Raw genomic sequence first — 12,378 nt, forward strand, 5'->3', positions numbered from 1 at the left:
GCAGGCTTTCTTCACCCAATCATCGTACTGTTTTCAAACGTTCAGGAGTTTCAAATGAGCAGGGAAGAAAAGAATAAGGGTCATGTTGCTGGCCTTAACGCGTCAACCTTCAATCGCCGCGCCATGCTGCTTGGCTCGTCATCGCTGGTCGTAGCCGCGGCACTGACATCGGAAGCCATGGCGCAGGCACACAGGACCAAGCCGGCGTCTCCGTCAAACGGGGCTGCCGGTGGCAAGAAACCAAACATCCTGTTCATCATGGGCGACGACATCGGCTGGTTCAATGTCAGCGCCTACAACATGGGCGTTATGGGCTATCGCACGCCCAACATCGACCGGATCGGCAAGGAAGGCGCCGTTTTTACTGACTGGTATGGCCAGCAGAGCTGCACCGCTGGCCGCGCTGCTTTCATCACCGGACAGACGCCGGTTCGCACCGGCCTCACCAAGGTCGGTCTGCCTGGTGCAGAACTTGGTCTCGGGCCGCATGATCCCAGCGTCGCAGACGTTCTTAAGACATACGGTTATGCCACCGGCCAATTCGGCAAGAACCACCTCGGCGACCGCGACGAGCATCTTCCGACCGCGCACGGCTTCGATGAGTTTTTCGGCAACCTCTATCACCTCAATGCCGAGGAGGAGCCGGAGAACCCTGACTATCCCAAGAATCCGGAGTTCCGGAAGAAGTTCGGACCGCGCGGCGTCATCAAGTCGACCGCCGATGGCAAGATCGAGAATACCGGTCCGCTCAACACCAAGCGCATGGAGACGATCGACCAGGAGTTTCTTGACGCTGCCAAGGACTTCATCAACCGGCAGCACAAGGCCGACAAGCCGTGGTTCTGCTATTTCCGACGCGGATGCACATCTTCACGCATCTGAAGGCGGCGTCGCAGGGCAAAACCGGCCTTGGCGTCTATCCGGACGGCATGGTCGAGCATGATGGCATGGTTGGCGAATTGCTGAAGCTCGTCGATGATCTGGGTATCGCTGAGAACACCATCGTCGTCTACACCACCGACAATGGCGCGGAGGCGTTCACGTGGCCTGACGGTGGGTCGACGCCATTCCGGGGCGAAAAAGCTACCAATTGGGAAGGCGCTTTCCGGGTGCCTTGCCTGATCAAATGGCCGGGCGTGATCCAGCACGGAACTGTGGTCAACGACATCTGCGCGCACGAGGACTTCATCCCGACGTTCGCGGCGGCCAATGGTGATCCAGACCTGGTCGAAAAGCTCAGGACGGGCTCAACGCTCAACGGTAAGAACTTCAAAGTTCATCTCGATGGATTTAACTTGCTGCCCTTCCTCAAGGGCGAGGTGAAAGAATCGCCGCGCAAAGAGTTCCTCTATTGGAGCGACGATGGTGACCTGATGGCGTTGCGGGTGGGCAATTGGAAGGCGTCGTTTTTGGAGCAGAACACGGAGCTCACTCCAAAGGCTCCCATGGGACCGTGGACGGGCCAGTTCACCAAACTGCGCGCGCCCAAACTGTACAATCTGCGCGCCGATCCATTCGAGAAGGGCGATGACAGCATCAACTATGGCAAGTGGTTAATCGACCGGACTTTCCTGCTGGTGCCCGCGCAGGCTGTCGTCGCGAAATACATCGAAAGCTTCAAGGAGTTCCCTCCGCGCGCCAAAGCGGCAAGTTTCACCGTCGGCGATGTGATGGAGAAGCTGACAATAGGTAATCCGAGCAAGAACTGATCGGCACAACGGTTGGCGATGGACCGCGTTGCTGCGGTCCGTCGCGGGTATGGAATGGTGCCGGTGTTCCGAGAAGTAGATTGCGGCGGTCAAATGGCCTTGACGGTGTGGCGTTGTCGCCTGCCTGGGATCGGCTTCACAGTTCTAATCGAATTGGAGACGACACAGGCAAGCGAGATTTTCGCCGACCTCGTTCGCAACCGCGTGGTGCAGCCGCCATCCTCACCCGGACAGCGCTATAGCGTGCCGGGATCAGCTAACAAAAGGGGAGAAGGAAGCAAGACGAAGGCTACGCATGCTTGAGCAGCGTGCGGGTTGCGGCGGTGACGTCGGCTTGCCGCATCAGGCTTTCGCCGACCAGGAAGGTGGAGATGCCAACCCGTTCGAGCCGCGCGAGATCGTCCGGCGTGAAGATACCGCTTTCTCCCACCATCAGCCGATCTTTCGGAATGTGAGGCGCCAGCGCTTCGCTGGTTTCGAGCGTCGTCTCAAACGTGCGCAGATTGCGATTGTTGACTCCGATCATCGGCGAACGCAGCTTGAGCGCACGATCCAACTCCTCGCGGCTATGAATTTCGAGCAGCACATCCATGCCGAGTTCGAGCGCAGCCGCCTCGATGTCTTTCGCTGCAGCATCGTCGAGCGCGGCCATGATGATCAGGATGCAGTCCGCTCCATGCGCCCGCGCCTCGACAACCTGATAAGTGTCGAACATGAAATCCTTGCGCAGCACCGGCAGCGACGTCGCGGCGCGGGCGGCAACCATAAAGTCGAGATGGCCCTGAAATGATGGCGCATCGGTGAGAACGGAGAGGCAAGCGGCACCGCCGGACTCATAGGCGCGGGCGAGGGAAGGCGGATCGAAGTCGGCGCGGATCAAGCCCTTCGAGGGCGAGGCCTTCTTGACCTCGGCGATCAGGGCATATTCTCCGTTGGAGAGCTTGCTGCGGATGGCTTGGACGAAGCCGCGCGGCGGCGAAGCGGCTTTTGCGGCGGCCGTGACGTCACTGAGGGAACGTGCGCGCTTTGCGCTCGCAATCTCCTCGCGCTTATAGGTTTCGATCCTGATCAGGATGTCGGCCACATCACCGTCCTCACCCGTTGGAAACCGCAATCAGCTGCTTCAGCTTGTTCATGGCGCCGCCCCCGTCGAGTGATTTCGTGCCAAGCGCGACGCCGTCCTTCAAGGTCTTCGCCTTGCCCGCGACGATCAGGGCCGCCGCCGCGTTGAGCAGGGCGACATCGCGGAAGGCTCCGGGCTTGCCTTCGAGCACCCCGCGTAAGGAAATTGCGTTTGCTTCGGCGTCGCCGCCTTTCAGCGCATCGCCGCCCGCGCGGGATAATCCGGCGTCCTCTGGCGTCACCTCGAACGAGCGGATACTGCCGTTCTCGAGTGCGGCCACGAAGGTCGGGCCGGTGAGGGTGATCTCATCCAAGCCATCCGAGCCGTGAACGACCCATACCGATTCGGAACCGAGGTTCTTCAGCACCTGCGCCAGCGGTTGCACCCATTGCCGCGAGAACACGCCAACCATCTGCCGCCTGACGCCGGCGGGATTGGACAGTGGCCCCAGCAGATTGAAGATGGTGCGGGTCGCGAGTTCGACGCGTGTCGGGCCGACATTCTTCATCGCGGGATGGTGCGATGGCGCGAACATGAAGCCGATGCCGGCCTCGTTGACGCAGCGGCCCACCTGTTCAGGGGTGAGGTCGATCTTGATGCCGAGCGCAGCGAGGCAGTCGGCAGCTCCGGATTTAGAGGATAGCGCGCGGTTGCCGTGCTTGGCGACGGGCACGCCGGCACCTGCGACAATGAACGACGCGCAGGTTGAGACATTCACTGAGCCTGAGCCGTCGCCGCCGGTGCCGACCACATCGACCGCGTCCGTGGGCGCTTTGACTCGCAGCATCTTCGATCGCATCGCCGAGACCGCCCCGGTGATTTCGTCGACCGTTTCGCCGCGCACGCGCAGCGCCATCAAAATCCCGCCCATTTGCGAGGGCGTTGCTTCGCCGGACATCATACGGTCGAACGCGGATGCAGCTTCCTCACGCGTCAGAGTCGCGCCGGTAGCGACTTTTCCAATGAGAACCTTGAGATCGTCCATCGGATGCTTTCGGAATACGGGAGCGCGTCGGTCCCGTCAGAAGTTGCTGGCGCCGATGATTTGCGCCACGGCCGCCTGGTTGATCGTGGTGCCAATCTCGCCTTCGAGCTTGACGATGTACTGGCCGACATATTCATCCGACAGGCTGCGCTGGATGCCCTCACGCAGCTTCTTCATCTCATCGGAGGCAAGATTGAGCGGCGGCACCGTCACGTCGGTGACGCGGAAAACGATCCATTCCTCGTGACCCGCGCCCGGAGCCTGGCCGGCTCCGCCTTTGACGACGCGGAATGCGGCGGCGACCACGGCGGCAGGCAATTCGGTCGTTGTGGCGTCGCGTTTAATAGCACTCGCGCTTTCGACCTTGAGACCGAGTCCGGCTGCCTCGTCGGCGAGCTTGCCGCCCTGGTCGAGCTTGCGGACCATGTCCGTGGCCTTGGTTAGTAGACGGCCGCTGATCTGGTCGTCGCGCCACCCCGCCTCGACCTTGTCCTTGACCTCGTCGAGGGTACGGTCGCGCGAGGGTGTGACGCCGAGAAGGTCAAACCAAACGAAACCATTATTACCGAGTTGCAGCGTTTCGTTGTCGACGCCGACATCGCTGGCGAATGCCTGCGCGATCAGGTCGACTCCCTGCGGAAGCCCTGTAACGGGTTTGCCGTCCGGTGCACGTCCCGACCGGTCGACGGCCTCGATAGTGACCGCGGTCAGTCCAAGCTTCTTGGCGGCCTCGATGACGGTTGCGCCGCCGCCGCGCTCGTCCTCCATCTTATTGTGGAGGTTGTTGATCTCGGAGCGCGCGCGTTCAACCGCGACATCGTGCTTCAGTTTTTCGGCAACGCTTTCGTAGGTCGGCTGATTCCCTGGCTCGATGCGGCCGACCTTGATCAGCGCGACACCGAATTTGCCCTGGATCGGCTGACTGATTTCGTCGGTCTTCATCGCAAACCCTGCGTTGGCGATGGCGGGATCAACGATCTCGGATCTCGGGATCGTACCAAGGTCGATGTCGGACGCTGCAAGGCCGCGCTCCTTGGCGATATCGTCGAATGACGCGCCGCTGGTGATCTTCTCCCGTGCGGCCTGAGCGTCTGTGATGTTGGGGAACATGATCTGCCGGAGTTGCCGCCGTTCGGGCGTGGACAGCTTGTTCTTGCGTTCCTCATAGACCTTTCTGGTGTCGTCGTCGGACACCGCCGTCCATTTGGCGACCTCCTCGGGCGTCAGCATCACCAATGCGATCTTGCGATATTCCGGCGCGCGGAACTGCACCTTGTGGGCGTTGAAATAACTGGACAATTGGTCCGCCGTGGGAGGATCGATGCTTCCGGCCTGTGCCGCGCCGAGCTTGACGTAATCGATGGTCCGTTGCTCGTTCTGGAAGCGGTTCAGCGCCTCCAGCAACTTCGTTGAAGGTTCGACGCCGGCCGTCACCGTTCCCGCGATCTGGCGACGCAGCGTCGTATGCCGCTGCTCGGCGACATAGCGTTGCTCGGTGTACCCCAGCTGTCGGATCAGGCCGGCGAAGCGCGCCGGATCGAAGGCGTCATGAGCCCCCTTGAAGTTGGGATCGGTCATGATCTGGCGGCTGATTTCCTTATCCGAAACTGCGAGGCCCTTGCGCCGGGCGTCCTCATCGAGCGCAGCTTCCGCAATCACTTGCTGCAAAATCTGACGGTCGAGGCCGAGGGCCCTGACCTGATCGGGAGGCAGCGCGCGGCCGAACTGGCGTGCGATCTGTTGCAGACGGTCGGTGTAGATTTGCCGAAACTGCTCGGTCGAAATCTCGGTGCTGCCGACCGTAGCCAGCGACGACTGGCCGAAGCCATGAAAGATATCCGCGATACCCCAGATGCCGAAGGCGACGATCAACAAGCCCATCACGATCGTCATGATGGCCTTGCCGAGCCAGTTTGATGAGGCGTTGCGTATTCCTCGAAGCATGGGTCCGTCTTTTGTAGGAGGGAAGCGGGTCGCACCTGAGCGGAAGCCGCGCGAGGGCGTCACCGAGTTGATAACGCATCATAAAGTGGCAAGCGCGCCGTCGCAACCTCAGTGGAACGCCTCGACCATAAGCCGCACCGGGTACCGGAGACTGGCCCCGGCCGATAACCTCTGCTAGCAAGGTCCGCCAACTTCGGCGTCGGATCGCCGGTATACCGAGGTGGCGCAACGTCAAAATCATCCATGAGAGATCCATGACCGGGCTGCGACCGCTGATTGCTGGAAACTGGAAAATGAACGGCCTCAAGGCTTCGGCCAGCGAGCTCGGCCAGATGATCGCAGGTGCGGACGGCCCCGCGCAAAAAGCCGATCTGCTGATCTGTCCGCCGGCGACGCTGGTATTGGCGTTTGTGGGTGCGGTCCAGGGCTCACCGGTGCGGATCGGCGGGCAGGATTGTCATCCCAAACCCTCCGGTGCTCATACGGGCGATATTTCCGCCGAGATGCTGGCCGATGCGGGCGCCACCGCCGTCATCGTCGGCCATTCCGAGCGCCGCGCCGATCATGCAGAGACCGACGCTCTCGTGAGGCAAAAAACCGAAGCCGCCTGGCGGGCGGGGTTGATCGCCATCGTCTGCGTCGGTGAAACCCAGGACCAGCGTGATGCCGGTCAGACGCTTGAGGTGGTCGGACAACAGCTTACGGGTTCGCTGCCGGACGGCGCGACCGCCACCAATCTCGTCGTGGCCTACGAGCCGGTCTGGGCGATCGGCACCGGACGCACGCCGACATCAGAAGATGTTCAGGAAGTCCATAGATTTATCCGCGAACAGCTCGCGGAACGGTTTAGCGTGGAGGGGGCGAAAGTTCGTATCCTCTATGGCGGATCGGTGAAGCCGTCGAACGCTGCGGAGTTGTTGGCGGTTCCGAATGTAAACGGGGCGTTGATCGGCGGCGCCAGCCTCAAGGCGGCAGATTTCCTTGGGATCGCCCAAGCCGTTGCCTGACCGTTCATCTCGTGGTGCCCAGCGACCCTGCGGGGGTGACAACGTCGCGCCTGATCGTGTAGATACCGCCGAGTGTGGCGGTTCAGAAGTTCGCTTTCAGTGTCAGCGAGTCCGTCAGGCGAACTTCTCAAGCCCCGCAAGCAAGCCCCGCAAGATCGTGACTCCGGCTGGCGGGCGCGCGCTGTGATGGAAGGCCAAGATGCAGACCGTTGTTATCGTAATCCACCTGATCATCGTTTCGGTACTGACCATCATCGTGCTGCTGCAAAAGTCCGAAGGCGGCGGCCTCGGCATGGGCGGCGGCGCCGGATTTATGTCAAGCCGGGGCACCGCGAATCTGCTGACGCGCACTACGGCCTTCCTTGCGGCTGGCTTTTTCGTGACCAGCCTGTTCCTGTCATGGCTTGCGGGCGTCCATCAAAATCCGGGTTCGATCCTGGATGGAGCCCCAGCGTCGCGTTCCCAGCCGGCAGGAGGCGCGACCCCGGTAACTCCGCCCTCCGGCGGCGGCCTTCTCGATTCGCTGAAACAATCGGACCAGCCGGCCCCGCCGGCGCCCGCCGGTCCGCAAGCGCCGCGTTCGCAATAAAGCGGGGCATTGATGCAGAACCGGGATTACCGCTCTGCATCAAAAGCCTTAGCCAAGAGACTGCAATCGTTTGAATTTTGAAGTCACCCATAGCCGATCCGATTTCGGCTGACGGCTGGGATTGGTTTTGGCGAATCGTCTCGGGAGCCTTAAAGGTTGAGACCCATGGCGCGGTATATTTTCATCACCGGCGGCGTGGTTTCCTCGCTCGGAAAAGGTCTGGCTTCGGCAGCGCTCGGCGCGCTGTTGCAGGCGCGTGGCTACAAGGTCCGCCTTCGCAAGCTCGACCCCTACCTCAACCTCGATCCGGGAACGATGTCGCCCTACCAGCACGGCGAAGTGTTCGTGACTGACGACGGTGCTGAGACCGATCTCGATCTCGGTCATTACGAGCGCTTTACCGGGCGCCCCGCGACCAAGCAGGACAACATCACCACCGGCCGCATCTATCAGGACATCCTGACCAAGGAGCGCCGCGGCGACTATCTTGGGGCCACGATCCAAGTGGTTCCCCATGTCACCAACGCCATCAAGCATTTCATCCTCGACGGCAATGATGGCTATGACTTCGTGCTGTGCGAGATTGGCGGCACGGTGGGTGACATTGAGGGGCTACCGTTCTTCGAGGCGATCCGGCAGATCAAGAACGATCTCCCGCGCGGTGCTGCGATTTACGTTCACCTGACGCTGCTGCCGTTTATCCCGAGCGCTGGCGAGTTGAAGACCAAGCCTACGCAGCATTCGGTGAAGGAATTGCGATCCATCGGCATCCAGCCCGATATCCTGCTGTGCCGCACCGACCGGGAAATCCCCAAGGAAGAGCGCCGGAAGCTCGGATTGTTCTGTAATGTCCGGGAAAGCGCCGTGATCGAGGCGCGCGATGCAGATAACATCTATGCCGTGCCGGAAGTCTATCACGCCGCAGGCTTCGACGACGAGGTTCTGGCGGCGTTTGGAATCGAGCCGGCTGCGCCTCCGGCGCTGCAAGGCTGGCATGAGATCAACGAGCGCATCCGCAATCCGGAAGGAGCGGTGACAATCGCGATTGTCGGCAAGTACACCGGCATGAAGGACGCCTACAAATCGCTGATCGAGGCGCTGTCCCATGGCGGTATCGCCAACAAGGTGAAAGTCAATCTCGACTGGATCGAGAGTGAAGTGTTCGAAAACGAAGATGCCGCACCCTTCCTCGGACATGTCGATGGCATTCTGGTGCCGGGCGGTTTTGGCCAGCGCGGCGCCGAGGGCAAGATCAAGGCGGCGCGGTTCGCTCGCGAAAGGCGTGTACCGTATTTCGGCATCTGCTTTGGGATGCAGATGGCCGTGATCGAGGCGGCCCGCAATCTGGTTGGAATTGCAGACGCTAACTCGACCGAATTCGGTCCGACCAGCGAGCCGCTGGTCGGACTGATGACCGAATGGCTGCGTGGCAACGAATTGGAGAAGCGCGCGAAGGCTGGGGATCTCGGCGGCACCATGCGGCTTGGCGCCTATCCGGCGGCGCTTAGGCGCGGCAGCCGCGTCTCCGGAATCTACGGCGGGGCGCTGGAGATTTCCGAGCGGCACCGTCATCGCTACGAAGTCAACACGGCCTATAAGGACCGCCTGGAGCACCACGGACTACTGTTCTCGGGCCTCTCGCCTGACGGTGTGCTGCCGGAGATCGTCGAGTACGAAGATCATCCCTGGTTCATCGGTGTGCAATACCATCCAGAACTGAAGTCACGGCCGTTCGAGCCGCACCCGCTATTCGCCTCGTTCATCCAGGCAGCGGTGGTGCAGAGCCGGCTGGTGTAGCTAAAGCATCTCCGCTTCCGACCAAATTAGAAGCGACGCTCTAGATTGTTGTTTTGACGCGTTTTCTTCACGCGAACCGGTACCCACTTCGCTCGAAAACGCTATAGCTATTTCGCACACCCGGATGTTTGGTCGCCCTGACGCGCCATCGGCTTGCCGTTGATGAACACGCCATGGCCGCTAGAAGTGACCGAGCCGCCGCATCCGGTTCGGTCGTCGGTCACCGTTGCGGGTTTGCCGTTGATGAAGACGTTAGGCGATCCCTCGATCAACGCGCCGCCGGTCGTAGAGTCGCCCTGACGTGCGGCGGGTTTGCCGTTGACCATCACGTCCTGACTTCCGCCGGTCACGACGCCCGGCGATTGCGATGCCGGGTTTGGCGTCTGGCTCCGCGCCGGTCCCAGTTGAGCCGCACCGATAAAGGCATATGCAGAGACGGTAAAAACAATAAGGGGCAGTCGCATTTGACCTCCGGGGCAATGCGCAAAGCTTATCAAACCGGTCCCGAGGGGGCTATGCTTCGCGCGCACGCTCGCATTCCGCGCATGCGGGTTGATCCCGCCGCTGCGGCCCGGCATGGTCCGCCGATAAAGGAATTCACCTTGAACCAGTTCGTCTCCGCAGCGCCCGTCGTCTCCGTCGGCTCCGTAACTTTCGGCCAGGACCAGCCCCTGTCGATCATCGCCGGTCCGTGCCAGATGGAAAGCCGGGCTCACGCAGTCGAGGTGGCTGGCGCGCTGAAGGAAATCGCCGCGCGGCTGAACATCGGCCTTGTCTTTAAGTCCTCGTTCGATAAGGCCAACCGCACCAGCGCTTCGGGCGCGCGCGGGATCGGGTTGAAGCAGGCGCTGCCGGTTTTCGCAGAGATTCGGTCATCGCTCGGATTGCCTGTGCTGACCGACGTCCACGAGGCAGCCCAATGCGCCGAGGTCGCGCAGGCGGTCGATGTGCTGCAGATACCTGCATTCCTGTGCCGGCAGACTGACCTTTTGCTGGCAGCGGCGGCGACCGGCAAGGTCATCAACGTCAAGAAGGGGCAGTTTCTGGCGCCATGGGATATGGGGAACGTGGTTGCCAAGATCACCGGCGGCGGCAACCGCAACGTGCTGGTGACCGAACGCGGCGCATCGTTTGGCTACAATACGCTGGTGTCCGATATGCGCGCGCTGCCAATCCTTGCGCGCACCACCGGCGCGCCCATCATCTTCGATGCGACTCATTCCGTGCAGCAGCCGGGCGGCAAGGGTACCTCGTCTGGCGGTGAGCGCGAATTCGTGCCGGTGCTGGCGCGTGCGGCGGTCGCGGTCGGCGTCGCCGGCGTGTTCATCGAGACCCATCCAGATCCCGATCATGCGCCGTCGGACGGCCCCAACATGGTGCCGTTGCGTGAGTTCGAGGCGTTGGTGCGAAGGCTGATGGCGTTTGATGCGCTGGCGAAGGCGACCGATCCGGCCCACCCGAAATGACATCGGTGCCCCCGGCAGCGGCCGAAAAGCACAGACTGCCGCCGCTCCTCAATATCATTGCTCTGGCCACCTTCGCGGCGAGCCTGTCGACGCGTGCGATGGACCCGGTGTTGCCGCATGTCGCCGACGATTTGTCGGTGACGGTCGCCACCGCAGCCGGCCTTTCGGCGGTCACCGCATTTTCGTTTGCAGTCGTGCAGCCGCTGATCGGCGCTGCAGCCGATATCTTCGGCAAGGGGCGGCTGATGTTGATGTGCCTGGTGCTGCTCGGCATTTCGAACGTCGTCGGCGCATTGTGCTCGTCCTACAGCGCGCTGTTCGCGACGCGCGTCTTTGCGGGGATAGCATCGGGCGGTGTTTTCCCGGTCGCGCTCGGCATGGCGAGCGACCTGGTGCCGGTGCCGCAGCGCCAGGTGGCGATCGGCCGGACCATCGCGGGTACGATGGGAGGCAACCTGCTGGGCGCCTCGTTTTCCGGCGTGATTGGCGATCTCGTCGGCTGGCGCGGCGTGCTTGTCGTGCTCGGAGCGCTGGTTTTTGCGGCCTCGATTGCTGTTGGGCTTGGATTTCACCGCGGCGACGCGATCGCAACCTCGCGGCGGATGAAGTTTGCCGATCTGCGACAAGGCTATCGGCAGATCTTCAGCAATTCCAACGCCAAGGTCTGCTACTCTGCTGTTTTCATCGAAGGCTGCTGCGTACTTGGACTGTTTCCCTACGTCGCGGCGTTTCTGTTCGAACTCGGTGAAACCCGGCTTTCGATCGCGGGCATCGTCATCGCCGGATTTGCCGTCGGCGGCCTGTTCTACACCATGACGATATCGCAGTTCCTGTCGCTGCTCGGCGTACGCGGCTTGATGATATCAGGCGCAATGATGGTGGCGGTGCAACTTGTCGCGGTAGCCTTCGGTCCGGACTGGCATATCCAGATGCTCAGCTTCATCCTGATGGGCTGGGGCTTCTACATGCTGCATGGCTGCCTGCAGGTGTTCGCCAGCGAATTATCCGAGCAGGCGCGGGCGACGGCATTGTCGCTGCATTCGTTCTTCTTTTACATGGGGCAGACTGCCGGTCCGATCGTCTATGGAGTGAGCCTTTCCTGGGCCGGAAAATTTCCCACGCTTGCCGCGAACGCCGTCGTCATCGCAATTCTCGGGTTGGCTTGTGCGGGGCTACTGACCGGGAGGGCCGCCTCACGCGCGCGTTAAAGAACCTCTGTCCGCTCAACCTCGGCCTCGGTAGGACGGGACGGCCTGATCGGGAATCCAGACGCCCTTCGGCGCCGTGCCTGTCTGCCAGAATACGTCGATGGGAATGCCGCCGCGCGGAAACCAGTAGCCGCCGATACGCAGCCATTTCGGCCTGACCGCGCTGACGATGCGCTTGCCGATTGCCACCGTGCAGTCTTCGTGGAAGGCCCCGTGATTGCGAAAACTCGCGAGATAGAGCTTGAGCGATTTCGACTCCAGCAGCCAGGACCCCGGCACATAATCGATTACCAAATGCGCAAAATCCGGCTGACCGGTGACCGGGCACAGCGCGGTAAACTCCGGCACCGTGAACCGCGCGACATAATTGGTGCCCCTCTGGGGATTGGGCACACGGTCGAGTTTTGCCTTCTCCGGAGAATCAGGCCACGCCACGGCGCGGCCGAGTTGCAAAGGAGACGATTTTGGCGAAGAGAGGAGCTTTCCTGGCATGATCGTCTCTGTCAAAGCGGGAGCAACAGAAGTGGAGCCGGTTTTGCATCGATTACGC

10 protein-coding genes and 1 pseudogene are annotated in these 12,378 nt (G+C 61.6%); 6 read left to right on the plus strand and 5 right to left on the minus strand.

Annotation, left to right across the window (positions count from 1 at the left end; translation table 11 throughout):
- The first annotated feature begins 54 nt into the window (after nt 1-54).
- A pseudogene (locus tag GGQ85_RS00610) lies at nt 55-1,709 on the plus strand (arylsulfatase).
- Nucleotides 1,710-1,998: 289 nt separating this feature from the next.
- On the opposite strand, the gene trpC reads toward GGQ85_RS00610, so the two are convergent.
- The 3 genes from trpC to GGQ85_RS00625 are packed head-to-tail and all read right to left on the minus strand — an operon-like array spanning nt 1,999 to nt 5,761.
- Nucleotides 1,999-2,793, minus strand: a complete 795-nt coding sequence (gene trpC / locus GGQ85_RS00615; RefSeq protein WP_309772726.1) for an indole-3-glycerol phosphate synthase TrpC — start codon at nt 2,791-2,793, stop codon at nt 1,999-2,001.
- A gap of 10 nt (nt 2,794-2,803) precedes the next feature.
- Entirely contained in the window at nt 2,804-3,817 is a 1,014-nt protein-coding gene (gene trpD, locus GGQ85_RS00620; RefSeq protein WP_309772728.1) for an anthranilate phosphoribosyltransferase, read from the minus strand.
- Nucleotides 3,818-3,853: 36 nt separating this feature from the next.
- Nucleotides 3,854-5,761, minus strand: coding sequence for a peptidylprolyl isomerase (locus GGQ85_RS00625; RefSeq protein ID WP_309772730.1), 1,908 nt, complete (start codon nt 5,759-5,761; stop codon nt 3,854-3,856).
- Between the two features lie 254 nt (nt 5,762-6,015).
- Here GGQ85_RS00625 and tpiA point away from each other — a divergent pair, with 254 nt between their 5' ends.
- From tpiA to pyrG, 3 genes are all read left to right on the plus strand, one after another.
- Nucleotides 6,016-6,768, plus strand: a complete 753-nt coding sequence (tpiA, locus tag GGQ85_RS00630; protein ID WP_309772731.1) for a triose-phosphate isomerase — start codon at nt 6,016-6,018, stop codon at nt 6,766-6,768.
- Between the two features lie 199 nt (nt 6,769-6,967).
- Nucleotides 6,968-7,357, plus strand: a complete 390-nt coding sequence (secG, locus tag GGQ85_RS00635; RefSeq protein ID WP_309772733.1) for a preprotein translocase subunit SecG — start codon at nt 6,968-6,970, stop codon at nt 7,355-7,357.
- Between the two features lie 165 nt (nt 7,358-7,522).
- Complete coding sequence (pyrG, locus tag GGQ85_RS00640; protein ID WP_079446990.1) at nt 7,523-9,154, plus strand: CTP synthase; 1,632 nt, start codon at nt 7,523-7,525, stop codon at nt 9,152-9,154.
- A 107-nt stretch (nt 9,155-9,261) separates the two neighbouring features.
- Here the strand turns inward: pyrG and GGQ85_RS00645 are convergent, their stop codons facing one another.
- Nucleotides 9,262-9,618 carry a PAAR domain-containing protein gene (locus tag GGQ85_RS00645; protein WP_309772737.1) on the minus strand — a complete coding sequence of 119 codons (357 nt, stop codon included), beginning with the start codon at nt 9,616-9,618 and terminating at the stop codon, nt 9,262-9,264.
- Nucleotides 9,619-9,756: 138 nt separating this feature from the next.
- On the opposite strand from GGQ85_RS00645, the gene kdsA reads away from it, so the two are divergent.
- Together kdsA and GGQ85_RS00655 are read left to right on the plus strand one after the other, a co-directional pair.
- A complete protein-coding gene (kdsA, locus tag GGQ85_RS00650) occupies nt 9,757-10,620 on the plus strand; it encodes a 3-deoxy-8-phosphooctulonate synthase (protein ID WP_309772891.1) in 864 nt (287 codons plus the stop codon).
- Nucleotides 10,617-11,828 (plus strand): MFS transporter, encoded by a 1,212-nt coding sequence (locus GGQ85_RS00655; RefSeq protein ID WP_309772738.1) that lies wholly within the window; start codon nt 10,617-10,619, stop codon nt 11,826-11,828. Before kdsA ends, GGQ85_RS00655 begins: the two co-directional genes overlap by 4 nt.
- A 15-nt stretch (nt 11,829-11,843) precedes the next feature.
- Here the strand turns inward: GGQ85_RS00655 and queF are convergent, their stop codons facing one another.
- Nucleotides 11,844-12,320 (minus strand): preQ(1) synthase, encoded by a 477-nt coding sequence (gene queF / locus GGQ85_RS00660; RefSeq protein WP_079446988.1) that lies wholly within the window; start codon nt 12,318-12,320, stop codon nt 11,844-11,846.
- Between the last annotated feature and the right edge of the window lie 58 nt (nt 12,321-12,378).

It is taken from the genome of Nitrobacter vulgaris (assembly GCF_031453995.1).
Lineage (GTDB): Bacteria > Pseudomonadota > Alphaproteobacteria > Rhizobiales > Xanthobacteraceae > Nitrobacter > Nitrobacter vulgaris.